This window comes from Allostigmatella hybrida (assembly GCF_020103775.1).
In the GTDB taxonomy this organism is placed as follows: domain Bacteria; phylum Myxococcota; class Myxococcia; order Myxococcales; family Myxococcaceae; genus Hyalangium; species Hyalangium aurantiaca.
Window position 1 is genome coordinate 1 of sequence record NZ_JAHXBH010000037.1, and the last position, 24,073, is coordinate 24,073.

Here is a 24,073-nt window from a genome sequence, read left to right on the forward strand (position 1 = left end):
GAGCGTTTCGCTCAGCTCGTCTGCGAGCACCCCGTCTTCCGCGAGTGCTTCGGACTTTTATGAGGGGATGCCTCAGGGAGCTGATAGCTGCCCGCGAGGGGCTGTCCAGGCGCGTTGGCGCGCTGTTGTGCGGCCGCCGTCCCGGCCATTCCACACGCCATCGCGGCGGCCCCTGCGGCCAAGAAACGCTTTCGCATGATCCGGTCCTCCGCGGTTCAGGATGCCTTCGCATCAGATATGCGTGTGCCAAGCACGTTCTGGGAGCGAGACAGCCTTGGGCTCCGCGCCGCCTGCCTGCTCAGGCACGGCCAGCCGAGCGGGATTCGCGCCGGGAAACACAACATTCAGGCTGCACCGGGGTCCCGTGGTTTACTTCTTTGTCTGGTCTTTTAATTCGCTCCTCACCGGCCCTTCACCGGGGCATCCGGTCCCCGTCCAGGAGCGTACACAATGCATACGTGTGACAGGCGTAACGCGCGGTTTTCGCGGGGCAGCCGCATGGGCGCGTGGGCCCTCCTCGCGGTGTTGGCGGGGGGGCCTGCCCTGGCGAAGTCTCTGCCGCTGCCCATTCCTTTGCCGATTCCCCTGCCCATTCCTCTGCCCATTCCCCTGCCGCCGTTGTTTCCGTAGCGGGGGAGGGCGCATTCAGTGCCCGGCGGACCGGGGGGACCGCCGGGCACTGAATGGCCCTGGGCCTGGGTATCGCGCGCCAGACATCCTGGGCACACTCGCGCCTGTGTTGCCGCCCCATCGCTCCACACGCATTCAATGCGTGGCGTGACGTGCCGCCTCTCCATCGAGGCGCTGGACGTCCGCGAGGAGGGCCAAACAATGAAGACATGTCTCATGGGCCGCACCCCGTCCGTGCGAAGCAAAATGGCAAGAGTTCTGGTGGCCTTCGGTCTTCTGGGGGGCGTTCCCTCGGCGCAGGCGGCGGGCGCCCTGATGGCGTGTCCCTTGGGGCTGGGCGAGATGACCTTCTCCCCCGCGCTCACGAACACGCCCCAGGAGGCGAGTGTCTCCACCGCCATCAACTATGGCGTCTGCTGGGCCCGCCGCAGCTTGACGCGGACTTCGGCCACGGCCTCCTCGGAGAATTCGTTCCCGGCGGCGCTCTGCGACGCGGCGCCGTCCTTGGCTCCGGTGCGGCTCACGCTGAAGTGGGAGAATGGGGAGACGTCGGTGCTGGAGCTCACCTACGAGGGGACGGAAGTCCAGGGGATGACCACCGTCGCGACGTTCTCGGGGCCCGTGGTGGAGGGCCGGTTCCAGGGCGCGTCCGCCACCCAGGCATGGGCCTACTCCACGCAGGAGCTGGCGAATGCCTGTCGGGCCCCGGACGGCTTGGCGCGGGCCGCCGCGTTGGTGGGTCTGTCAATCGAGTGAGCCCGGTGTGGCGCCAGTGCGCGGCCGGCTGGTAGCTTGCCTGGAGGGGCCGCTCAAGGTCCCTCCGGGACAGGGGCATGCCGTCATTGCGTAACGCGCCGGAGCTGGGCCTGCCTTCGCCCCAGGGGCTCATCCACGACATCGCCGAGCAGGCCTTCTCCCGCGCTTCGGGGGCGCCGCTCGTCGCGGGCAATGACGTCCGGGTACTGCTGGATGGCCAGGAGAACTATCCGGCCTGGCTCGCGGCCATCCGGGAGGCCCAGCGGACGATCTTCTTCGAGAACTACATCATCGAGGACGACGAGGTGGGCAGGTCCTTCGCGGAGGCGCTCGCGGAGCGCGCGCGGGCGGGCGTGAAGGTGCGGCTCATCCGCGACTGGCTGGGCTCGCTGGGAGGGGCCTCGAACCGGTTCTGGAGAGAGCTCGAGGCCGCGGGGGTAGAGGTGCGGTGCTTCAACCCGCCGCGGTTCTCCAGCCCGCTGGGGTGGCTGAGCCGCGACCACCGCAAGATGATCTCCATCGACGGGCGGATCGGCTTCGTGACGGGGCTGTGTGTCAGCCGGCGCTGGCTGGGGGAGCCCTCGCGCCCGCTGTCCGCGTGGCGCGACACGGGGCTCGAGCTCCGGGGGCCCGCCCTCGGGTGTCTGGAGCGCGCCTTCGCGCAGGTCTGGCGGGAGACCGGGGCGCCCTTGCCCCCTGCGCTGTTCACGGAGCCCAGCACCATTCCCCTGGCCGGGGACGTTTCCCTGCGCATCGTGGCGGACGAGCCCAACTCGACGGGCCTGTTCCGGCTGGACCAGATCATCGCCGCGGCGGCCCGGCGGACGCTCTGGCTCACGGATGCCTATTTCGTGGGCTTCGCCCCGTACGTCCAGGCGCTGCGCGCGGCGGCGCGGGATGGCGTCGATGTGCGGCTGCTGGTGCCGAGCACCTCGGACATTCCCCTCATCAGCCCCTTCTCGCGGGCCGGGTACCGGCCGTTGCTGGAGGCGGGCGTCCGGGTGTTCGAGTGGAACGGCACCATGATTCACGCGAAGACCGGCGTCGCGGATGGCCGGTGGGCGCGCATCGGCTCCTCGAACCTGAACCTCGCCAGCTTCGTCGGCAACTACGAGCTGGACGCGGCCATCGACGATGAGCGGGTGGCGCGGGAGCTGGAAGACATCTACGAGGAGGACCTCGCGAACAGCACGGAGATCACCCTCACGGCCCGCAGGCGGGTGAGGCCCTTGCGGCCGCGGCAGGTGCCGGCCGCTCCTCCCGGGTCTCGCTCGTCCCTGGGCGCGGTCCGCTTCGCCAACGCCGTCGGGGTGGCCGCGGCGGCCAGCACCCGGACGCTCGGCGCCGTGGAGAGCAGCATCATGCTGGGCCTGGCGCTCATCCTGCTGGCCATCGCGGCGGTTGCCGTCCTGTGGCCCATCGTGATGGCCTACTCGATCGCGGCGGTGGTGGGGTGGCTCTCGCTCACGCTGTTCCTGCGCATCTACCGCAACACCCGGCAGCGTGAGCTCGAGCCCCCCGGCACCGCTAGAAGCGGGCTCCCAGAGTGATGGCGAAGTCGAAGTAGCCGCCGCTCGGGTCCTCCACCTGCTCGCGGATGTTCTGGTCCAGGAACGGCCGGTAGGTGGCGCGGGCGCCCGCGGTGAGCGAGCCGGTGTTGAACTCGATGCCGGCCACCAGGGGCAGCTCCTTCACCGTGTCCGAGACGTAGTCCCCGCGCTGGAGCAGATCGCCGCCCACGGAGATGCGCGAGATGCCGATGCCCACGCCCACGAAGGGCTTCACTGCCTCCAGGACCGGAAGGCCCAGCTTCACCAGGGCGCTGCCGCCGTGGCGCGTGAGGGCCACGTCGAGCGCGTCGGTGCCGATGGTGTTGCGGCCGCCCTCGTAGCCAACCTCGAAGCCGAGGAAGCGCAGCGGCTGCACGTTCAACGTCAGTCCCCAGGTGGGGCCCATCTTCACGCTCTCGCCGATGTCGCCGGTGTAGTCCCCCAGACCGCCCTTGAGGAACACCTTCACCCGGCCCTGGGGCCCTTCCTGAGCGGCGGCCGTGCCCGCCGTGCCCAGCACCATCATGAGTCCCAGCACCTTGAGGCCCTTCGCAAACATGTCGTTCTCCTGTCTCACCTGATTTGCGCCGCAAGCTGCGCACCAGCCGGCTGTTGTGCATCCCCCCCTGCAGGGGAGAAGGCAGGCCATTGACTGTATGTTTGTTCAGGTGGGAGGCCTTGCGACGGCACTGGACTTGGCGGGTCAGACGATTGAGGTACTGTCTGGCCATTCGCAGAAGGTGTGTTCCCGGGCTTCGAGCCCCTGCGAGGAGGAACCTGGCGCGTGCGGTGGCTGTTACCCGATGCAGTCGATCAGCAGGTGGCGTCACTGGCGCGAGAGCTGGGGTTGCACCCCCTGGCCGCGCGGATTCTGCTGCACCGGGGGTACCGCACGCCCGAGGCCGCCTCGGCCTTCCTCTCCGACAAGCTGGCGGATTTGCCGGACCCGTTCCTGCTCAAGGGCATGACCACCGCCGTCGAGCGGATTACCCGGGCCCTGCGGGGCGGTGAGAAAATCACCCTCTACGGGGACTATGACGTGGACGGGGTGTGCTCCACCTCGCTGCTCACGCTGTTCCTGAGGGAGCTGGGCGCCCGGCCCTCCACCTACATTCCGCACCGCATGGGGGAGGGGTACGGGCTCAACCTCCAGGCCATGGACCGCATCGCCGCGGATGGGACGCGGCTGCTCGTCACCCTGGACTGCGGCATCACCTCCGTGGCGGAGGTGGCCCGGGCCCGGGAGCTGGGCATGGACGTGGTCATCGTGGACCACCACACGGTGCCCGAGGTGATGCCGCTCGCGGTGGCCGTGCTCAACCCACACCAGCCCGGCTGTGACTACCCCACCAAGACGCTGTGCGCCGCCGGGGTGGCCTTCAACCTGTGCATGGGGCTGCGCAAGCACCTGCGCGAGGCGGGGTTCTTCGCCACCCGCAAGGAGCCCCTCCTCAAGGGGTTGATGGACCTGGTGGCCCTGGCCACCGTGGCGGATGTGGTGCCGCTCACCGGCGCCAACCGCATCCTCGTGGCCCATGGCCTCCAGGAACTCACCGCCGCGCGCCGCCCGGGGGTCCGCGCCCTCAAGGAGGTGGCGGGCGTGGAGCCGGAGGCCCCCGTGACGGCCGGCCAGGTGGGCTTCCGCCTGGGGCCCCGCATCAACGCCGCGGGCCGCCTGCACGACGCGTCGCTCGGGCTTCAGCTCCTCACCTCCGAGTCCCTGGAGGAGGCGCGGCGGCTGGCCGGGGTGCTGGACCGCGCCAACGCCGAGCGCCAAGGCATCGAGAGCTCCATCCTGTCCGAGGCGCTCAAGCAGGCCGAGAGCCTCTCGCACGCGCGGGGCTTCGTGCTCTACGCGGAGGGGTGGCACCCGGGCGTCATCGGCATCGTCGCCTCGCGGGTGGTGGAGCGCTTCCACCGGCCCACCGTCATGGTCGGGGTGAACGAGGGGATTGGAAAGGGCTCGGCGCGCAGCATCGAGGGCTTCCACCTCTATGATGCGCTCCACGGCTGCTCGGACATGCTGGCGCGCTTCGGCGGCCACAAGTACGCGGCCGGGCTCACCATCGAGGCGGGGCGGCTGCCGGCCTTTCGCGAGGCCTTCGAGCGCGTGGCCTTCGAGCGCCTCACGCCGGAGGACCTGATTCCCCGGTGCCGGGTGGATGCGGTGGTGATGCCGCACGAGCTGGACGAGCGCGCGGTGGAGTCACTTCAGCGGCTGGGCCCCTTCGGACAGGGCAACCCCGAGCCGGTGCTGGTGCTGCGCAAGCAGCTCGCGCGCCCCCGGGTGCTGCCGCCCAAGACGGGCCATGGCCACGCTCACCTCAAGCTGGCGCTCGTGGATGCGCCCGGCGTGGATGCCATCGGCTTCGGCATGGCGGACCGGCTGGCCCTCGTGGAAGGGCCGGTGGACCTGGCCTTCCAGGTGGGCATGGACACCTTCCGCGGGCAGCGGCGCGTGTCCTTGAAGCTCAAGGACCTGCGCATCGCCGCCTGACTCAGGAGATGCCCCAGCGCACCCGCCCGGGCGTCAGCAGCGCCCCGGCGCGCGCCAGGTCGTTCAGCCGGAAGCGCTCCGCCTGCTTCTCGAACGTCGAGCGGCACCGCTCCGAGCAGAAGAAGTACCGGCGCTTCTTGTACTCCGACGACGGACGCCCGTCGGGCCCCTCCACCTGCCGGCCACAGACTGGATCCAGATGACGGCTCTGCACGCCCTTCATCATCACGCTCGCCTCCCCGCCTTGGGGGTTGGGGGCCGTGAATGGGCCCGTTGTTCCCCCTCCCCTGGCACCCTTTAGCAGGGGGCGTGCCAGAGGGGCGGGGCGAGGGTTTCCAAGGGCTTGCGCACGAAGCTGGGCAGGCAAGCAGGCCTGAAGGGGCCTGCCGGGGTGAAAAACTTTCCGGCCGGTTTCCGGCTTTTGAGAAAGCAGGGGCCTTAGAAGGCCGTGCCGAGGCTGCCCCCGATGAACGTGTCGTTCATGTACCCGCGGCGGAAGCGCGTCAGCTCCACGCGGAAGGTCAGCGCCAGCCGGTCCGAGAGCCGGGGCCGGCCCCGGAAGCCCACGCCGTACTGGAACAGGGGCTTGAGGCCTTTGACGCTCGTCTCGTTGGCGCCGATGGACAGCGTGGAGGACTGGAGCGCCATGCCCCCTCCCACCTGGCCGAACACCCCGAAGGCCTGGGCGGCGCCGAAGGTGAACTCGTACGCGGGGGCCACGGTGAAGTAGTGGATGCGGTTGCGCCCGGCGACGAGGTCCGTGCCGTCGCTCAGGCCCGCCATCATCCAGCGCACATCCGCCCAGAGCGCCTCGCGCAGGGGTTCCGAGTCGAGGATGCGGCCGTACTCCCAGGTGAAGCGCAGGCCCAGGCCCAGGCCCGTCTCGGCGAAGGCGCCCTTGGAGCTGCTCAGCAGCATGGCACCGAGGATGATCTCGCCCGCGAGGCCCGTGTTCGGGTCATCCAGGCGGTACATCTTCTCGAAGTCTCCCTCCTCCTCGTCGCTCAGCCGCTCGAAGTCGGCGGTGGGATCGCTGCGGCGGGGGAGCTTCCGGGGGGCATCCTCTTCCTCTTCATCCGGGTAGGCGTACGGGGCGTCCTCGTCCTCATCCTGGGCGAGCGCCGGGGAGGAGAGGGCGAGCGCCCCGAGGAAGGCGAGCAGGAGCCGGGAGTGCACGGTGGGGGTTCTCATGGGTTGATCCGGGCGCAGGTGGTGCCACCCTGGGCTTCGGGCGGGCAGGGCAGGCCCGGGCCCACCAGCTCGGCGGCGGGGATCTGCAGGTGGTCGATCAGCTCGTTGCAGACGGCGGTCTTCAGCGGCGTGTCGGTGATGTGGTTGACGAGCACCGCGGAGACGGAGGTGCGGTTGAAGATGAGCTGGTCGTTCTGGGCGATGCGCGAGAGCTGGGCCAGGCCGGGGTTACCGGAAGTCTCATCCGAGTAGGCGGCGACCAGGGCGCGCTGGAGCGCCTTGTGCTGCCCGGTGGACTGGCCGGCCTGGTACAGCGCGCTGGCGATGATGGAGCCCAGCTTGTACGGGTCGAACGCGCTGACGTTGAGGGTGTTGAGATCGTTCAGCAGCACGGTGTCCATGCACCGGTCCGCCTTGGCCAGGTCGCGCGACTCGCTCAGCCTGTCGTCGAAGGAGGTGCGGAAGTAGCGCGTGTCACACCCCACCGGGCTGTCACAGGTGGTGCCGAAGCCGTGGTAGTCCGCGAGCCCCTCGTCCAGCGCCTTGACGAGGTTGGCGCCGGGGCTGGAGGGAGACTGGCCCCAGACGGCGATCTGGTAGGGCAGCGGGTTTCCGCCGTACACCTTCTGGTTGAAGATGCGGTGCGCGTACTCGTGCGACATGACGCCGGCGTTGAGCGCCAGCGGGGCCTTCTGGAGCGTGTCGAACGGGAGCACCATGAAGGCCTGTATCGGAGAGAAGTACAGGGCGTTGTCCTTCAGGGCCTCCGGGCTGCTGTCCACCAGGGTGAACTCGGGGAAGTAGTAGACGGTGGCCGGCTCGCCCAGGTCCGCGGCGGGGATGTTGGCCACCTTGTTGAAGTAGTCGTAGGCGCGCTCGAAGTTGTAGTACGCCGTGACGAGGTTCCAGGTGTGGAAGTCGGCCGGCCACAGCACGCCGTCCTGGGTGATGTAGCTGGCCGTCACGTCCCGCCCGTCCCCCTTGATGATGGCCTTGGCGTAGGCCTCGGCCGTCTGAGCGTTCTGGACCTGCGGGTCGTTCGAGTCGGAGCGGATGCGCGCCCCGCCAATCATCTTGGCGACCACGCCCTCCATTTTGACGATGTCCGAGATGGTGGTGAGCTCGACTTCCCGCGGCGCGTAGGCGCCGTTGCTGTTGAGCACCAGGGCCTGGACCTTCACCGGCGCCTGGGAGTCCGGAGCACACGCGGCCGACAGCGCGAGCGTGGCGACAATGGCTTTTCGAAGCATGGGCCCTGTTCTACTACGGCCGCCGGGGCGTTCAGAAGCCAGAGTCCGTGTTCTGCCCGGGAACGGATGCCTTGACGCACCATTTCCACGGTCCGTATGGTGCCGCCCCTTCCTTCCCGAACGTCCTTCATTCGAGGCGGTGTCATGGCAGTCCCGTTCATCTCCGAGGTCAAGCGTACCCACACCTGCGGCCAGCTCACCAAGGAGCAGTTGGGTCAGGAGGTCGTTCTCTTCGGCTGGGTGCAGAACCGGAGGGATCACGGCGGCGCGGTCTTCATTGACTTGCGGGACCGGGAGGGGCTCACCCAGGTCGTCTTCGAGCCGGACGCGAAGGAGGCCCACGAGCTGGCGGGCCAGCTGCGCCTGGAGTTCTGCATCGGGGTGCGCGGCAAGGTCATCTCGCGCGGCAAGAACGTGAACCCGAAGATGAAGACGGGTGAAATCGAGGTGAAGGCGGACGCCCTCACCATCTTCAACCGCTCCGAGCCCACGCCGTTCCTCATCGAGGACGCCATCGACACGGCGGAGGACAAGCGCCTGGCGCACCGCTACCTGGACCTGCGCCGCAAGCCGCTGCAGCAGTCGCTGATGACGCGCTCGAAGATGAACGCGCTGACGCGCTCCTACATGGTGCAGAACGGCTTCCTGGAGCTGGAGACGCCCTTCATGGGCAAGTACACCCCGGGCGGCGCGCGCAACTTCCTGGTGCCCAGCCGGCTCAACGCGGGCAAGTTCTACGCGCTGGCGGAGAGCCCGCAGCTCTACAAGCAGCTGTTCATGGTCGCGGGCTTCGACCGGTACTTCCAGATCGTCAAGTGCTTCCGGGACGAGGACCTGCGCCTGGACCGGCAGCCGGAGTTCACGCAGATCGACGTGGAGATGAGCTTCGTCAACCAGGACGACATCTTCACGATGATCGAAGGGCTCATCCAGAAGCTGTGGAAGGAAGTGCTCGGCGTGGACGTGCCCACGCCGTTCATGCGGATGAACTTCGACGAGTCCATGGCGAAGTACGGCAACGACAAGCCGGACCTGCGCTTCGGGCTGGAGCACATCGTCCTGACGGACCTCATCCGCGAGCACGGCGAGGGCGGCGGGGTGCCGCTCATCTGGGAGGCGGTGCAGCACAAGGGCATCGTCAAGGCCATGGTCATCCCCGCGGACAAGCCGCTCAGCCGCGCCGAGTCCGACAAGCTGGAGGAGTTCGCCAAGCAGGCCGGCGCCCGGGGCCTGGCGCGCGCCAAGGTGGGCGAGGGCGGAGAGTGGACGCAGTCGCCGCTGGCGAAGACGATCTCCCCCGCGCTCCGGCAGGCCATCAACCAGGCGTGCAACGCGAAGACGGGCGACCTCCTCCTGTTCCAGTTCGGCCGCGAGTCGCTGGTGCATACGGTGATGGCCAACCTGCGCGTGCACGTGGCCAAGAAGCTGGGGCTCATCCCCGAGTACGGCAGCGGCGGCAACTGGCGCTTCCTGTGGGTCGTCAACCCGCCCCTGTTCGAGTACGACGAGGACAGCAAGACGTGGGCGGCCGCGCACCACGCCTTCACCCGGCCGCACGACGGGGACGTGCAGTACCTGCTGACGGATCCGGGCCGCGTGAAGTGCCACCGCTATGACGTGGTGCTCAACGGCTTCGAGATCGGCGGTGGCTCCATCCGGCTCCATGATCCGAAGGTCCAGGCGGAGGTCTTCAAGGCGCTCGGCATCGAGGAGGAGGAGGCCCGGACGAAGTTCGGCTTCCTGCTGGATGCGCTCAAGTACGGCGCGCCGCCGCACGGTGGCATCGCCCTGGGCATGGACCGGCTCGTCATGCTGCTGACCGGCGCGGAGTCCCTGCGCGACGTGATTCCGTTCCCCAAGTCGAAGACGGGCACGGACCTGATGACGGGCGCTCCGGGCGAGGTGGATGACCGGCAGCTCAAGGAGGTCCACGTCCGCTCCGCGCCGCCCCCCGCGCCGCAGAAGTAGGTCCCCATGCGGGTTTCCATCGTCGATGCCTTCACCCGGACGCCGGGGGCGGGCAACCGCGCGGGCGTGGTGCTGGAGGCCGGGCACCTGGAGGCCGCGGAGATGCAGCGGATCGCCGCCTGTGTGGCGGCCTCGGAGACGGCCTTCGCCGTCTCTGGGCCGGCCGAGGGCCGGGTCCGGCTGCGTTACTTCTCCCCCGGGAAGGAGATCGCCTTCTGCGGTCATGCAACCGTGGCGGCCCTCCACCTGCTGAGCGAGCAGGGGCTGTTGCCGCGCCAGGGGGAGTGCCAGCTCGACTGCGCCGCAGGTACTTTGCGCGTCGAGCTGGAGCCCGTGGACGCGCGGCACAGCCGGGCCTGGATCGCCACGCCGCAGTACCCCTGGACGCCCAGCCCCGTGCCCCTTGAGACGTTGATGCCCCTGCTCGGGGGAACGGCGCAGATGGTGGACGGCTCGCTGCCGGTGCTGTTCTCGGGCCACAGCCTCTTCGTGCCCATGGCGCGCCGCGACGAGCTCTGGTCGCTGTTCCCTCGGACGGGACCGCTGGCCGAGGCCACGGTGCGTCATGGCATCCAGGGGGTGTTTCTCTTCACCCGGGAGACGGTGGAGGCTGGGCATGCGGCCCAGTCGCGCTACTTCGCACCGGCGGTGGGCATCCCCGAGGACCCCGTGACGGGCTCCGCCAGCGGGCTCCTGGCCAGCTACCTCGTGACGCACGGCGTTCTGAAGGCGCCGGACCCCGGGCAGCGGCTGCGCGCGCGGGTGGAGCAGGGGGATGCCATGGGCAAGCCCGGACGGGTAGAACTGGAGGTCCTGGGGGACTCGACCGGGGAAAGCCGGGTGCGCATCGGCGGGGTGGCGGTGACGGTGCTGGAGGGGGAGCTGCGCGCCTGAGCCCCGGGGGGCCCTTGAAGTGCGCTGGGCGTATCTCCGAGGGGTCAGGGTATGGTAACGCCCCGCTATCAGGCAGGAGGAGAGCGGCTGAATGAAGACGTTCCTCGTGGTCAACCCGCGTAGCGCCGGGGGTCAGACGGGCAAACGCTGGGCGGAGCTCTCCGCCCAGGTGAACCGGGCCATCGGCGAGTTCGGGCACGGGTTCACCGAGGGCGCCATGGACGCGGCGCGGATTGCCCGGAAGGCCGTGCAGGACGGCTACGAGTGCGTCGTCGCGGTGGGCGGGGACGGCACCATCAATGAGGTGCTCAACGGCTTCTTCCACGACGGGCGTGCCATCAACCCGCGCGCGGCCCTGGGCATCATCCCCCGGGGAACGGGGGGCGACTTCCGGCGCGCCTTCGGGTGGGACTTGGAGCTGGACTCGGCGCTGGCGCGGCTTCGCTCCGAGCACACGGAGCCCTTCGACGTGGGGTTCGTGGAGTACGTCAACCACGAGGGCAAGCCGGAGCAGCGCTACTTCGCCAACATCGCCTCGTTCGGCGTGAGCGCGGTGGTGGCGCACGAGGTGAATACCAGCAGCAAAGCGCTGGGCGGGAACCTGAGCTTCATGTGGGGGACGGTGAAGGGGCTGGTCAAGTACTCCGCGCCCAAGGTGCGCATCCGCGCGGACGCGGGCTCGCAGGATCCGGTGTCCGTCACCGTGGTGGCGGTGGCCAACGGGCGTTACTTCGGCAGCGGCATGTGCGTGGCGCCCAGCGCGCTGACGCACGATGGGCTCTTCGATGTCACCGTCTGGAGCGGCTACGGGCTGAATGACTTCATCTTCAAGTCCAAGGGCATCTACAACGGCCAGCACGTGACGTGGAAGGGCACCCGGCAGCTCCAGTGCCGCTCGTTCGAGGCGGAGAGCGAGAACGGCCAGGAGGTGCTCATCGAGGTGGATGGGGAAGTGCCCGGCCGTCTGCCCGCGAAGATGACCATCCTGCCCGGGGCCATCCGGCTCAAGGTGTAGTGTCTGCGGGGCGTAGTTTTAAGTAGAGGAAATTGTTCATTCCGGTCCCGCTCCATTTTGGAATAGCTCTTCCCGAACGCGGGCAAGGTGCAACGGCATCCTTTGCCCCTTGCCTGAGGGCGTGCCTACGTCGAGGTGTGGCTTGGGGGTAGCCGGGTCGAGCATCTCGTAGACGCGATGCACGCGCTCGCCAAGTTCGTCCGGTGTGCCATCCAGGACCCAGCTCTCAAGGCTGGTTGGGGAGAACATGGCGATGCCGTCCAGCCCAGTGCCCGATAGCAGTCCCCCGGCCTTGGCAACCACCTTGAAGCCAAGGCCCTCTTCGATGAATGGTTCGTTCGCGGCCACAATGAGTACCCACCTCTTCGGGAGCGGCATCTTGCCCTTGAGGCAAGTCAAGCCCCTTGCGAGGAACTCGCCCGCTTGGACTATCGGCTCCGACGCTCGCTCCCAAGTCTCCACGATGGCGGACACATCCGCGAGGTTGCGGCTCGTGTTTGGCTTGAGCGAGAACTTGGCCTCGACAAGGATGCCGTACTCCTTGCCTATCCAGGCGAAGTCCGGGCGCTTGCCCGTGGGTAACTCGTTCTCGAAGGCGTCTAAGTCGAACATTCCCGGTGCGCTGGCAAGTGTAGTGCGCAGGTAATTGGCAAACGCCTCGCCGCGCAGTGAGTACGCGGACTTGTCGCCCACCCAGTGCTCGCGGTCCAAGAGGGCGACGTAATCGTGGAGGACGCGCTCGCTAAACGCGAGGGCCATGCGCCACGGCGATGGGATAATGAACTGCTCACTGCGCTCACCAGCGCCGATATCAACCAACGGGAAGATGTTGAGCCAGTCAGTCTGCGGGGCGTAGCGCCGCAATGCAGGGGGCGTAGCGTCAAGCTTCTGCCGTAACTGCGAGAAACCAGGCTGTGACATGCTCAGGCGCTTGGCTACCGCTCGCAACGAATCCGTCGTGAGGCCGAGTTTCTCACGCACTTTGACCTCCTCTCCTTGCGCATCTCCCAGGATGATGAGTCCCTGCTCGCGAATGCGCTCGACGCCTTTGGGGCTATGGAAGTACACAATCCGACCTTCGGCGGCTTTCGCAAACAGCACCCAATGGGCCCGGGCGAACTCGTCGAGGCCGGTTAGCAAGATGGCGCGTTCCCGCCGCTCAAAGTCAAACCCGCCATGGCGAAGGGCGAGTTTGCGATACTCACGAGCGAGCAGGATTGCTCGGGGAATGCTATGGCCGTCCCAAGTGCGGCCGAGGTGCTGCTCAGCCATGACGTGCGCCCGGAACGCAGCCGCCAGCAGCCACTGAGCCATGTCTGGAGAGATGCGCCTGAGGGGCGAGTTCTTGGCAACGCGCTCCAAGCGGTCCCTAAGGCGGTCGATCATCTTCTCAGTGAGGAACCCCTCACCCATGCCCGAGGAAAACTCCCAGCAGAGCAACTGGAACTCGACCCTGCTCACCGTCGGCCTGTTGTACGCGCTGCCGTGTGCGCACGCGAGCGAGATGATTCGCTCGGCGTACGTCTGTGTGATGCGGTTTCCCATTCCTTCCAGAGTGCTAGGGTCCACCAAGGAGGGATTGTTCCAGAAGAGCCAGAGCAAGCGCGAGCCTACGAGCACCACGGAGTCGCTGCTGAACCGGCGCACGCGCTTGACGATGTCCTCGAAGCTGAGCGCTCGTTTAGGGCGCTTCAACACCTCAGATGCCTCGTAGGGCCAAGGTGGCTGATTCGTGAGTGGAAGGATTCGCATATGAGGCCTTGGATGCTCCAGTTCTCTGAAGGGCAATGGGCCAGTTCAGAAGTCCCTGACTCTGGATGCCTGTCAGAAGAAAGAATAGACGTGGCAGAGGGGGCGTGCCCACTTTGGGCCCCCGCCCAGTACCGTACCGTAATTGGTACGTAACCGAACGGCGCCCGGTGAACGCGGATGAATGCCTGCGTCCAGTAATCTCGGGAGCTTAACACTACCTAAGGGAAGGGGCTGACACAGAGAGACTCAAAGAGTAGGGTTGCATGTGACATGCGCGGCCCACCTCGACAGCCATGCCCGGAAGCTGCATCTCCAGATGCCCTCGTGCCTGGCACGGTGCTGGGGCCTTGGCGCCTGTCTGGGCGTGTGGGACGGGGCACGTACGGCGCCGTGTACCGGGTGGAGCAGGAGGGCGTAGAGGCAGCGGCAGTGGGGGCACTGAAGCTGGCGCTGCATCCCAGGGATGAGCGATTCGAGCGGGAGGCGGATCTGCTTTCGCGGATTCACTACCCCCGGGTGCCCCGGCTGCTGGGCCGTGGAGAGTGGGTGGGGGGCCCCTGGAACATGCCGTACCCCTATCTGGTCATGGAGTGGGTGGAGGGAATGCCCCTCTATGACTGGGCCCGCTTGCGGAGCCCCACCTCCCGGCAGGTTCTCCAGGTTCTGGCCCAGCTGGCGCGAGCGCTGGAGGCCACGCACAGGGCGAAGGGGCTCCACCGGGACGTCAAGGGCGACAATGTCCTGGTGGGGCCGAAGGGGGAGGCCTGGTTGATGGACTTCGGATGCGGGACGTACGCCGGCGCCCGTCCGTTGACGGAGGGGCCGCTGGCACCCGGGACGCGGCTTTACCGGAGCCCCCAGGCATTGCGTCACCTGTGGACCCACCGGAAGCGAGGCGGTGCCTACGCGGCGAGTGCTGAAGACGACGTGTACGCGCTGGGGGTCATGGCCTATCGGGTGGTGACGGGGACGTATCCGCCCCCTGGGACGGATCTGGAGGCGAAACAAGCCAGAAGACAGGGCGGCAGGGCAGGACGTCCCCCCGCGCACGTGCTCAATCGCTGGGTGAGCCCCGAACTGTCCGCGCTCATTGAGCGGATGCTGGCGGACGGGCCCAGCCAGCGAGGGGATGCGAGCGAGTGGGCAGAGGTGCTGGAGCGGGCTGCCGCCAGGGCAGGGGCGGCTGCGGACCTTCAGCTGGAGGGTGCGGTGGAACGCGTCGCTCCAGCGGTACACGCCGCAGCCCGCTCACGGAAGGTGCCTCGGTGGCGGGGAGGGGCCCTGGCCGTTCCGGCGGGAGTCGTCGCAGTGGCCTACCTCGTGATTGCTTTGTCCGCTCCTTACATCCCGGATGAGTCTTGGATGGCCCGGCCTGATGCGGGACTGGAGGAGGGGAGGGTAGGACTGGCGGACGCCGCAGCCGAGACCTCTTCCCTCTTCATGATTGGGCACGGCACTGCGGAGGCATCCCGCAGTGCTGTGGCGCTCGATATGCCGAAAGGCCCGCTCAAAGGGCAGAAGCGGCCCCCGTGCCGTCCCCGATGGGAGGTGGAAGTCAACAAGGCGTGTTGGAGCCAGGTCGGAACGGTCTCTCCGCCCTGTGGCGCCGAAGGCTATGAGTGGAAAGGCTTTTGCTACATGCCAGTCATTGCGCCCGAAAGGCCCAATACATCGGATGGCCGGTAACTCCTCGCCTCCACCTTCACGCCGTAGTCTTCGAGCCATGCATTGAACATCAACACCTGTTCCATGTAAGGCCTCGCCGACGGTGACGCATTCCCCTGGGGTTCCTGCGCGAGCAGCGGCTTCACCGGGGCTCCTGTCTTCGCGAGCAGGCCGGTGAACTGCTGGTGCAGGAGGCGCGTGTACTCGGGGTCCTTCGTGGAGGGGTAGGGGCTCTTGCGCCGCTCCAGCACGGACTTTGGCAGCAAGTCCGCCGCCGCCGCCCGCAGGAGGCTCTTCTCCCTGCCGTCGAAGGTCTTCATCGCCCAGGGGACGTTGAACAGGTACTCGACCAGGCGGTGGTCGCAGAACGGCACGCGCACTTCCAGGCCCGTGGCCATGCTCGTGCGATCCTTGCGGTCGAGGAGAATCTGCAGGAAGCGCGTGAGGTGCAGGTAGAACACCTCGCGCATGCGCCGCTCCAGCCCGGTCTCTCCCTCCAGCCGGGGCACCTCGGCGAGCGCCTCGTCGTAGCGCGCCCGGATGTACTCCTTCACGCCGAGCCGCCGCCGCAGGCCCGGCGCCAGGGCGTCCTGGAGCGAGCCAAAGAGGTGCAACGCCGCGGCCTGCCACGGGAAGGTGGGGGCCGCGATGGCCTGCGGGTCATGGAACCAGGAGTAGCCGCCGAACACCTCGTCCGCCGACTCGCCGGAGAGCGCCACGGTGGAGTGCTGACGGATGGCGCGGAAGAGCAGGTACATCGACGGGTCCATGTCTCCCATGCTGATGGGCAGATCCCTCGCGTGCAGCACGGCGGCACGGACGTGGGGGGCCGCCAGGTCGCCCGCGGACAGAACGATGTCGGTGTGATGCGATTGGACATGCGCGGCCACCTCCTGCACGAAGGGCGCGTCGGGCGTGGCGCGCACCTCGTCCGGGGTGAAGTCCCGCGCGTTGTTGACGAAGTCCACGGCGAATGAGCGCACAGGCCCGGCGCCCTGGGCGGCCAGGGCACGCTGCGACAGCGCGGTGATGATGCTGGAGTCCAGCCCCCCGGACAGCAGCGTGCACAGCGGCACATCGGCGATGAGCTGGCGCGAGACGATGTCCTCAAGCAGCTCGCGGATGGTGCGCACCGTGGTCTTCAGGTCATCCGTGTGCGGCCGGGCCTCGAGCTTCCAGTAGGCCCGCTCCCGGAGGCCGCCGCGCGTCACCGTCACCACGTGGCCCGGGCGCACCTCGCGCATGCCCCGGAAGATGGCCTCGCCCGGCGTCTTGGTGAACGCGAGCAGCTCGCGCAGGCCGTCCTCATCCACCTCGGCCCGTACGCCCGGGTGCGCGAGAATGGCCTTGGGCTCCGAGCCGAACAGCACGCCCTGCGGCGTGGGCAGGTAATACAGGGGCTTGATGCCCAGGCGGTCGCGCACGAGCAGCAGCGTCTGCTTGCGCGCGTCCCACAGGGCGAAGGCGAACATGCCATTGAGGCGCTCGGGGAAAGTGGGCCCCCATTGCCGGTAGGCTTCGAGGACAACCTCGGTGTCGCTCTGCGTCCGGAACGAGTGGCCGAGCGACACGAGTTCTGTCTTCAACTCCCGGAAGTTGTAGACCTCGCCGGTATAGACGAGCACCGCTACGGTCTGGCCATTCTCCTCGGCGGTCATGGGCTGGCGTCCGCCCTCGAGGTCGATGATGGACAGACGCCGGTGCCCAAGGGCTGCATGGGAGTCCAACCACAACCCGGAGTCGTCAGGCCCCCGGCTGTGCAGTGTCCGCGTCAACCCTTCCGCGATGGCGCGCTCCCGCGTCAGGTTCCGGTCAAAGTCAATCCATCCCGCGATTCCGCACATGCTCGCTCCCCCGGTCTGTCTTTGAGCCTGCGGCCGGGAGGGCTGCGGGCTCATTCCCAAGGGAGGCGATAATCCTGCCCGGTGCGGCACGCACAGCGGAGTGAGGGATGCCGGCCATCCCGCATCAGCCTGCCCCCAGGGTTGGGCTCGGCGAAGGCTCGGAGGGTCCCGGTCTCCAACCGGGAAAGTTCCGTCTTAGGGCCATCCATGTACCATGCCCCCTCCCTTTTTCTTGGATGGATGGACGCATGACTCGTACGGCCTTGACGGCATCGTGGCTGACCTGGGTGTTCTTGTTTTCCACGGCATGTGCCCATGGCGCGGCCCAGGGGACCGCCCCACAGGACGAGGTGGCGCTTCGTGAGCTCGTGGCGGCTCAGACCGAGGCCTGGAACCAAGGCGATGCGGCGGCCTGGTCCAAGGACTTCACTGAGGACGCGGCGTTCATCAACATCGTGGGAACCGTCTTCGAGGGGCGCGCCCAGATCGAGGAACGGCACGCCGCCATCTTCGCCACCGTCTTCAAGGGAAGCAAAACCCAGGTGACGGTGCAGAAGGTCCTGTTTCCCGAGGCGAACATCGCCGTGGTGGATGCGGTCCACGAGGTGACGGGGCACACCCGGCTTCCTCCGGGCGTGCAGAACACCGAGGCCGGGCTGCTGCGAACCCGGATGCGGTACGTGATGAAGAAGGGCTCCGGGCAGTGGAGGATTGTCGCAGGGCAGAACACGGACGTGAAACCCGCACCCTGAGGAAGCGCCTGCCTTTCCGGACAGGTCTTCCGTTGACAGGGCAGGGGGTGTCCTGAAGAAAGTCATTTGGGAGACAGTGCCCCCTGCCGGTGGCTTGGTCTGCTTGGAGACGCGGCAGTCAGATGCGTGGCATGACCAAGCTCTCTTTGTCCGTGGCGGTGAGTGTCCTCTGTCTTGCCAGTTGCGGTGACGAGTCATCCCCACCGGAAGTGGACCGCGAAACGCGGGTGAACGGCCACATGGAGTCGCTGCGCACGGACAGCGCGGCGCTGGAGGCCTTCCTCCGGGAGATGCCCAAGGGCGGTGACTTGCACTCCCATACCTCGGGCGCCATCACCACCGAGAAGCTCATCCAGTGGGGGGCCGAGGATGGTGCGTGCGTGGATACCTCCACGTACGTGGCCAGCAATCCCTGCGCGAACAACACGGTCCCGCTTGCCAGCGCGATGAGTGACAGCGAGTTCTATTCCCAGGTGCTCGGTGCCTGGTCGATGGAAGGCTTTTCCGGCCCGCTGCTCGAGGCGCACCAGCACTTCTTCGATGCGTTCGGCAAGTATGGCGCCGTGCAGACCGAGGCGCGGGGCGACGACATCTTCGCCGACGTCCTGTCCACCGCGGGCCGCAACCGGCAAATCTATGTGGAGCTGATGCAGGGATTCGGCGCGGGGACGGGGGGCAACATCGCGATGCGCCTCTTCAGCCCGGCCGATCCCTGGGACGCGGCGACGCTGCTGGCCAAGCGCGAGCAGATCATCGCCGATCCGGCCTTCCAGCCCGCCATCCAGGCTCAGGCCGCCAACATCGCGGCGTTCCTGGGCGGCGCCCGCCAGCTGATGCGCTGTGGGACGGCCTCGGCGGACCCTGGCTGTGACGTGGAGGTGCGGCTGATCGCCTCGGCCAACCGCACGGCGGAGCGGGCCTCCGTGTTCGGCCAGTGGGTGTATGCCTACGAGCTGGCGCAGGTGGTGCCTGAGATGGTGGGCATCAACCTGGTCTCCCCGGAGGAGAACCCGAAGTCGCTCGCCTTCTACTCCGACGAGATGTTCGCCCTGGGCACGCTGGACGACTTCAACGACGGCCAGCCCGGCCGCAAGACTGTCCACATCTCCCTGCACGCGGGGGAACTCATCCCCGAGGTGTTGCCGCCGGAGGCGCAGGGCCATCTGACCTTCCACATCCGCGAGGCCGTGGAGAAGGCGCATGCGGAGCGCATCGGCCACAGCGTGGACGTCATGCGCGAGACGGCGGGGGACGGGGCGGAGGATCTCCTGCGGGACATGCACGAGGCCGGGGTGATGGTGGAGATCTGCCTCACGTCGAACCGCGTCCTGCTCGGGGTCTCGGGCGCCCAGCACCCGCTCTCCAAGTACCTGGAGCAGCAGGTGCCCGTCACCCTGGCAACGGATGATCAGGGCATCCTGCGCGGCTCCATCACCGAGGAATACGTCGCCGCCGCCACGGACCAGCGCCTGGACTACAAGACGCTGAAGTACATGGCGCGGGTTAGCCTGCAACACGCCTTCGTCGAGGGCGAGAGCCTCTGGACGGACCGCACCGCCTACGGGAAGCCGGTGAGCGACTGTGCCCAGGACGGGCTGGGGGCGGCGCAGGTCTCGGCTGCATGCGAGCGCTACCTCGGCGCCCACAAGAAGGCCGCGCTCCAGTGGAAGCTGGAGGGCCAGCTCGCGGCCTTCGAGGACGGTGTCTTGCAGTAGCCCCACCGCCCGTCTGAGGGGCGGGCAGGCAACGCAGAGAGTTGGCTCGCCCGGACCCAACCTGGTGCATTGTATCGGTACTCGCGTTAATTCCTGCGGGTACGGGTCTTCCTGCGCCCGGTTGGAGCCGCCATGCCCTCTCGAGAACCCTCGCAGCTGAACCTCTTCACCGGAGCCGTCTCCGAACCGCCCCCGCGCCGCTCGCGCCGGGCGGAGCCCGTGGGGCCCGCGCCCGTCGCGGACGACGTGCGCGCCCTGGGGGAGCGTCTGCCCCCGGGAATTCACCTGGGCACCTCCTCCTGGGCCTTTCCCGGCTGGACGGGCATCGTCTACGACCGGGAGGCGGCCCAGGCGACGCTGGCCCGTGAGGGCTTGCTGGCCTACGGGCGCCACCCGGTCCTGCGCACGGTGGGGGTGGACCGGACCTTCTATGGCCCCATCTCCTCCATCACCTTCTCCGAGTATGCCGCTCAGGTGCCGGAGGCCTTCCGCTTCCTGGTGAAGGCCCACGAGGTGTGCACCCTGGCGCGCTACCCCGCCCACGAGCGCTACGGCGTTCACCGGGGCCAGCCCAATGACCGCTTCCTGAACGCCAGCTACGCCGCGGACATGGTGGTGGCGCCCTTCGTGGAGGGGCTGGGGGACAAGGCGGGGCCGCTCGTCTTTCAGTTCCCGCCGCAGGACACGCGGGGGTTTGGCGGCCCGGCGCGCTTCGTCGAGCGGCTCCACGCCTTCTTCGCGGCGCTGCCCCGGGGGCCGCTCTACGCGGTGGAGGTTCGCAACGAGGAGCTGCTCACGGAGGGGTTCGCCCAGGCGCTGGAGGAGCTCGGGGTCTGCCCCGTGCTGTCGGTGTGGCGGCAGATGCCGCCCGTGGTGCAGCAGGTGCTGCGCACGCGGGCGCTCACCTCGCGGGCCCTGGTGGTCCGGTGGATGCTGCCGCCGCACCTGGGCTACGAGGAGGCCCGTGCCCGCTATGCCCCGTTCCACACGCTGGTGGACGAGGACACGGTGACCCGGGAAGCCCTGGCCGGGGTCTGCGCCGCCGCGACGCGCAAGGGGCTGCCCTCCTACGTCATCATCAACAACAAGGCGGAGGGCAGCGCGCCCCGGTCCGCCCTCAAGCTCGCCGCCAGCATTGATGCGGTGCTGGGTGGCTAAAAGGTCTCTTTCTGGACGGAATCACTCTTCCGGGAAGCCTGAGCACAGCTCTTGCTATGAGGCAGGGCCATGAACCCTTTGATGATGGCAGCCCTCGTTGTGCAGCTGACGGCGACAGGTGGCGCCAGGGGGGGGCAGGGGAGTCCGCAGACCCAGGAGAGGGTCTCCGGAAAGGATGTGGGCAAACATTTTTCTGCCCTGAGAACGGAAGTCTCTTCCCTCAGTCAGCAGTTTCGTGAGGCCAAGGAGCGCCGCCGCCGCGAGGCGGAGCAGAAGCAGCGGGAATTAGAGGGCTTTTATGAGCCGAAGGTCCAGCCCACCACCGTCGGAAGCCTCACCCCCCGAAGCTCCCTTCGATGAGGAGGTGGTCGAAATTCCCATCGATGGGAATCTCGATTTGCATGTTTTTCAGCCTCGGGAAGTGAAGGACCTGGTCACCGAGTACCTGTGGGCGTGCCGCCAGAAAGGCCTGCTGGACGTCCGCATCATCCACGGCAAAGGGACGGGGGCACTGCGAAGAACCGTACACAGTGTGCTACCCAAGTTATCCAGTGTGGAATCCTTCAGGACCGCGGAAGAGCGCGATGGGGGCTGGGGCGCCACCTGGGTGCGGCTCAAACCCTTGCTTCCCGGTGAGGAGGACCCGGAGCCGCCGTCCGGCCCCTGAGTCCCCGCAGCACCGTCCCTCCTCGGTTCAGCTCAGCCAGAAGTACGCCGAGGCGATGAGGGAGCGTTTCTCCGTCACCTTGGCCTTCTGGCCCAGGTCCGCCAGCGCGCGGTCCTTGGCGGCGTAGCGCTTCTCCTCCTCGTTGCGCACCGAGGCCAGGCGCCGGCGGTAGTCCCGCTCCAGCCGGTCCGCATGCGCCCGCGCCTTCACGCGCTCCGAGGGATCCTCCGCCATGAGCACCCGCTTGCGCGCCTCCACCCACTGCTCGCGCGTGTGCTCCAGCGCCTCCCGTGACTCCAGGAGGCAGTCCTCGGCGTAGCGGTCCGCGCGCTCCTTGGCGAGATCCAACTCCAGCGCGTTGCGGCGGTCGGCGGCCCGGAGCAGCTCGTCCTTGGCGGACAGCAGGGCTTGCTCCTGCACCAGGGTGACGGAGACCGGCTCGGGCTGGCGGCGCTTCTCCTGCTTCGCGGCCAGTTTCACGAAGTGGGCCCCGTCGGCCAGCGGCAGCGCGCGGAACCCGCCGTCCCGGTCCTTCACCAGCACCAGGTGGACGAGCTTCTCCTCGGGCTTGAGGCCCGACAGCTCGAACTTGTAGGCGAACCACCAGCCCTCGCTGCCCGCGAGCCGCGCCAGCCGCGAGGGGAGCCCCGCCGCGTCGAGCTGCAGGTAGCTGATGGCCTCGTGCGTCCGGTCGCGGACGGCGTAGGCGGCCTTGGCCACCTGGAGCCGGCCCGAGGCGCGGCTGCCCAGCACGGAGTTGGTGAGGGCGCGGGCCTCCTGCTGCCTTTTGGCGAGCACTTCCTTGGTCTGGTCCCCGGCCACCCGGAGCCGCCGCCGCACATCCCCGTCGAAGCGCTCCAGCACCACCGAGCGCATCTCCGTCATGCGCGTGCTGATGCGCTGCTCCATGTCCGAGCGCAGCTTGTCGAAGGCGGCGTTGATGTCGTCCGGGTGGCGGCAGGACTGGTAGATGTCCAGCACCCGCCGCTCGAAGTCCACGCCGCTCTCCAGCGCGCCGAGGATTTCATCCGACGCGCCGAACACCCCGTCGAAGAGGTTGAGCTTCTTCTCCAGCAGCTCGAACAGGCGCGCATCCGCCGCGTTCTGCCGGTTGAGGAAGTTGATGACGAGCACGTCCCGCTGCTGGCCATAGCGGTGGCACCGGCCGATGCGCTGCTCCACGCGCTGCGGGTTCCACGGCAAGTCGTAGTTCACCACCAGGTTGCAGAACTGGAGGTTGAGCCCCTCGGCGCCCGCCTCGGTGCAGATGAGGATCTGCATGCGGTGGCGGAAGTCCTCCACCAGCGCGCGGCGCTCCTCGGGCGTGGAGGCCACGTCTCCGGACAGCAGGGAGATCTTTCCCCGGTAGCCGTTGTCCGACAGCAGGTTGAACAGGTACTGCTGCGTGCGCTTGGACTCGGTGAAGATGAGCGCCTTCTCGGGCCACTGGTGGGCGCGCATCACCGTGAAGGTCCGGTCGAGCGCGCGCCGCAGCGCCTCGCCCTTGGCGTTCACCTTGATGGAGTCCGCGAGGTCCGCGTACTGCTTCAGCTCCCACATCTCGTTCTGGAGCGTGCGGATGTTGGCGGGCCGGGCCGGGTCGTCCGACCACTCCTCGCCCTCCTCGGCGTACTGCTTCACCTCGTCGGGCTCGAACAGGGCCAGGGCCTGGGCGCCCAGCTTCGCGGACTCCAGGCGCTTCTCCAGGTTCTCCGCGAGCTTTCGCAGGGTGGGCGCGATGGCGTAGGTGGAGGAGGCCAGGAGCTTGCGGTAGCACAGCGTGAGCAGCGTCTTCTTGCCCGGCTCGATGGCCGCCGCCTCCGAGCGGCGCAGGTACTCGCTCACCTTCTCGTAGAGGTCCTGCTCCTCGGGCGAGGGGGCGAAGTCCTCCACGATGCTGCGCCGGTTGGTGTAGCGCACGTACTCGCGCACCTGCCGCCGCAGCGTGCGCTGCACCATGGGGGCCAGCCGCTCCTTCAGCTCGGTGACGGCGTCCTCCTTGAGCCCGCCTGCCTCCGGGTCCACCTGGTAGCGGCTGCGGAAGGCGTGCTCGGGCCCGAGGATCTGCTCGTCCAGCAGGGACATCAGCCCGAACAGCTCCATCAGGTCATTCTGGAGCGGGGTGGCGGTGAGCAGCAGCTTGGGGCGCCCGCCGAGCGCGGCGCGCAGGGCCTGCCCCGTCTTGTGGCCCGCCTTGTAGACGTTGCGCAGCCGGTGCGCCTCGTCGATGACGACCACGTCCCAGGGAATCTCCGCCACCAGGGCGGCCCGGTTGGCGGCGAACGGGTGCGAGCAGATGACGGGGAAGGGCTGATCAAAGCAGTTGCCGGTGGCGCGCACGGTGCGGCCGTCCACCATCACGGAGTCCAGGTCGAACTTCTCCCGCAGCTCGCTGTTCCACTGTGCGCGCAGCGTGGCCGGCGCCAGGATGAGGATGCGCGTCTTGCCCTCGGCCATGAGCTGGCCGATGACGAGCCCTGCCTCGATGGTCTTCCCCAGGCCCACCTCGTCGGCGAGCATGCATCCGCCGCGCGACAGCGAGTCGAGGGCGAACATGGCCGCCTCGACCTGATGTGGATTGAGGTCCACCTTGGCCTCGGAGAGCGCACCCGCCAGCCGCTGGTGCGAGTCTCCGCTGCGCGCGGTGAGTTCCTCCGCGAGCAGTTGCTCGTGGAAGGGGGTGAGGGACCGTTCTGGCTCCACCGCGCCCTGCACCACCGCCGCCGCCGCCGCCGAGACCTCGACTTCGACCTTCAAACCCCGTGCAAC

General features: G+C 68.0%; 18 protein-coding genes. 11 read left to right on the forward strand and 7 right to left on the reverse strand.

What is annotated here, in order from left to right; all coding sequences use genetic code 11:
* Positions 1-891: 891 nt before the first annotated feature.
* Together KY661_RS33220 and KY661_RS33225 are read left to right on the forward strand one after the other, a co-directional pair.
* The gene (locus KY661_RS33220) at positions 892-1,386 is read left to right on the forward strand and encodes a hypothetical protein (protein ID WP_225414014.1); all 495 of its coding nucleotides are present in this window, start codon (positions 892-894) and stop codon (positions 1,384-1,386) included.
* A 77-nt stretch (positions 1,387-1,463) separates the two neighbouring features.
* Positions 1,464-2,936: a phospholipase D-like domain-containing protein gene (locus KY661_RS33225; RefSeq protein ID WP_225414015.1), complete on the forward strand. Its 1,473-nt coding sequence runs from the start codon at positions 1,464-1,466 to the stop codon at positions 2,934-2,936.
* Here the strand turns inward: KY661_RS33225 and KY661_RS33230 are convergent.
* Positions 2,914-3,495: a hypothetical protein gene (locus KY661_RS33230; protein ID WP_225414016.1), complete on the reverse strand. Its 582-nt coding sequence runs from the start codon at positions 3,493-3,495 to the stop codon at positions 2,914-2,916. The two genes, KY661_RS33225 and KY661_RS33230, sit on opposite strands and share 23 nt — an antisense overlap.
* A 225-nt stretch (positions 3,496-3,720) precedes the next feature.
* Between KY661_RS33230 and recJ the strand changes: the two genes are divergently transcribed.
* Positions 3,721-5,433 carry a single-stranded-DNA-specific exonuclease RecJ gene (gene recJ, locus KY661_RS33235; RefSeq protein ID WP_225414017.1) on the forward strand — a complete coding sequence of 571 codons (1,713 nt, stop codon included), beginning with the start codon at positions 3,721-3,723 and terminating at the stop codon, positions 5,431-5,433.
* Between the two features lies 1 nt (position 5,434).
* Here the strand turns inward: recJ and KY661_RS33240 are convergent, their stop codons facing one another.
* The 3 genes from KY661_RS33240 to KY661_RS33250 form a co-directional block, all read right to left on the reverse strand.
* Positions 5,435-5,656 (reverse strand): YHS domain-containing protein, encoded by a 222-nt coding sequence (locus KY661_RS33240; RefSeq protein ID WP_013376824.1) that lies wholly within the window; start codon positions 5,654-5,656, stop codon positions 5,435-5,437.
* 215 nt (positions 5,657-5,871) lie between these two features.
* The gene (locus KY661_RS33245) at positions 5,872-6,624 is read right to left on the reverse strand and encodes a hypothetical protein (RefSeq protein WP_225414018.1); all 753 of its coding nucleotides are present in this window, start codon (positions 6,622-6,624) and stop codon (positions 5,872-5,874) included.
* Positions 6,621-7,874 (reverse strand): hypothetical protein, encoded by a 1,254-nt coding sequence (locus tag KY661_RS33250; RefSeq protein WP_225414019.1) that lies wholly within the window; start codon positions 7,872-7,874, stop codon positions 6,621-6,623. Before KY661_RS33250 ends, KY661_RS33245 begins: the two co-directional genes overlap by 4 nt.
* A 144-nt stretch (positions 7,875-8,018) precedes the next feature.
* Between KY661_RS33250 and aspS the strand changes: the two genes are divergently transcribed.
* The 3 genes from aspS to KY661_RS33265 all read left to right on the forward strand — a co-directional run bounded on the left by aspS (position 8,019) and on the right by KY661_RS33265 (position 11,751).
* A complete protein-coding gene (gene aspS, locus KY661_RS33255) occupies positions 8,019-9,842 on the forward strand; it encodes an aspartate--tRNA ligase (protein WP_225414020.1) in 1,824 nt (607 codons plus the stop codon).
* A gap of 6 nt (positions 9,843-9,848) precedes the next feature.
* Entirely contained in the window at positions 9,849-10,736 is an 888-nt protein-coding gene (locus KY661_RS33260) for a PhzF family phenazine biosynthesis protein (protein ID WP_225414021.1), read from the forward strand.
* Between the two features lie 91 nt (positions 10,737-10,827).
* Positions 10,828-11,751 carry a diacylglycerol/lipid kinase family protein gene (locus tag KY661_RS33265; protein WP_075008392.1) on the forward strand — a complete coding sequence of 308 codons (924 nt, stop codon included), beginning with the start codon at positions 10,828-10,830 and terminating at the stop codon, positions 11,749-11,751.
* Positions 11,752-11,787: 36 nt separating this feature from the next.
* Here the strand turns inward: KY661_RS33265 and KY661_RS33270 are convergent, their stop codons facing one another.
* The gene (locus KY661_RS33270; protein WP_225414022.1) at positions 11,788-13,449 is read right to left on the reverse strand and encodes a hypothetical protein; all 1,662 of its coding nucleotides are present in this window, start codon (positions 13,447-13,449) and stop codon (positions 11,788-11,790) included.
* A gap of 324 nt (positions 13,450-13,773) precedes the next feature.
* Between KY661_RS33270 and KY661_RS33275 the strand changes: the two genes are divergently transcribed.
* Positions 13,774-15,189 carry a serine/threonine protein kinase gene (locus tag KY661_RS33275; protein ID WP_225414023.1) on the forward strand — a complete coding sequence of 472 codons (1,416 nt, stop codon included), beginning with the start codon at positions 13,774-13,776 and terminating at the stop codon, positions 15,187-15,189.
* Here the strand turns inward: KY661_RS33275 and asnB are convergent.
* The gene (asnB, locus tag KY661_RS33280) at positions 15,138-17,012 is read right to left on the reverse strand and encodes an asparagine synthase (glutamine-hydrolyzing) (protein WP_225414024.1); all 1,875 of its coding nucleotides are present in this window, start codon (positions 17,010-17,012) and stop codon (positions 15,138-15,140) included. The two genes, KY661_RS33275 and asnB, sit on opposite strands and share 52 nt — an antisense overlap.
* Positions 17,013-17,260: 248 nt before the next feature.
* On the opposite strand from asnB, the gene KY661_RS33285 reads away from it, so the two are divergent.
* The 4 genes from KY661_RS33285 to KY661_RS33300 all read left to right on the forward strand — a co-directional run bounded on the left by KY661_RS33285 (position 17,261) and on the right by KY661_RS33300 (position 21,304).
* Positions 17,261-17,764: an SgcJ/EcaC family oxidoreductase gene (locus tag KY661_RS33285; RefSeq protein ID WP_225414025.1), complete on the forward strand. Its 504-nt coding sequence runs from the start codon at positions 17,261-17,263 to the stop codon at positions 17,762-17,764.
* Positions 17,765-17,895: 131 nt separating this feature from the next.
* On the forward strand, positions 17,896-19,479 hold the full coding sequence (locus tag KY661_RS33290) for an amidohydrolase family protein (protein ID WP_225414026.1): 1,584 nt from the start codon (positions 17,896-17,898) through the stop codon (positions 19,477-19,479).
* A gap of 132 nt (positions 19,480-19,611) precedes the next feature.
* Positions 19,612-20,637, forward strand: coding sequence for a DUF72 domain-containing protein (locus KY661_RS33295; protein ID WP_225414027.1), 1,026 nt, complete (start codon positions 19,612-19,614; stop codon positions 20,635-20,637).
* 298 nt (positions 20,638-20,935) lie between these two features.
* Positions 20,936-21,304 carry a Smr/MutS family protein gene (locus KY661_RS33300; protein WP_263437570.1) on the forward strand — a complete coding sequence of 123 codons (369 nt, stop codon included), beginning with the start codon at positions 20,936-20,938 and terminating at the stop codon, positions 21,302-21,304.
* 27 nt (positions 21,305-21,331) lie between these two features.
* Here KY661_RS33300 and KY661_RS33305 read toward each other — a convergent pair whose 3' ends face one another.
* Positions 21,332-24,061: a DEAD/DEAH box helicase gene (locus KY661_RS33305; protein WP_263437571.1), complete on the reverse strand. Its 2,730-nt coding sequence runs from the start codon at positions 24,059-24,061 to the stop codon at positions 21,332-21,334.
* Between the last annotated feature and the right edge of the window lie 12 nt (positions 24,062-24,073).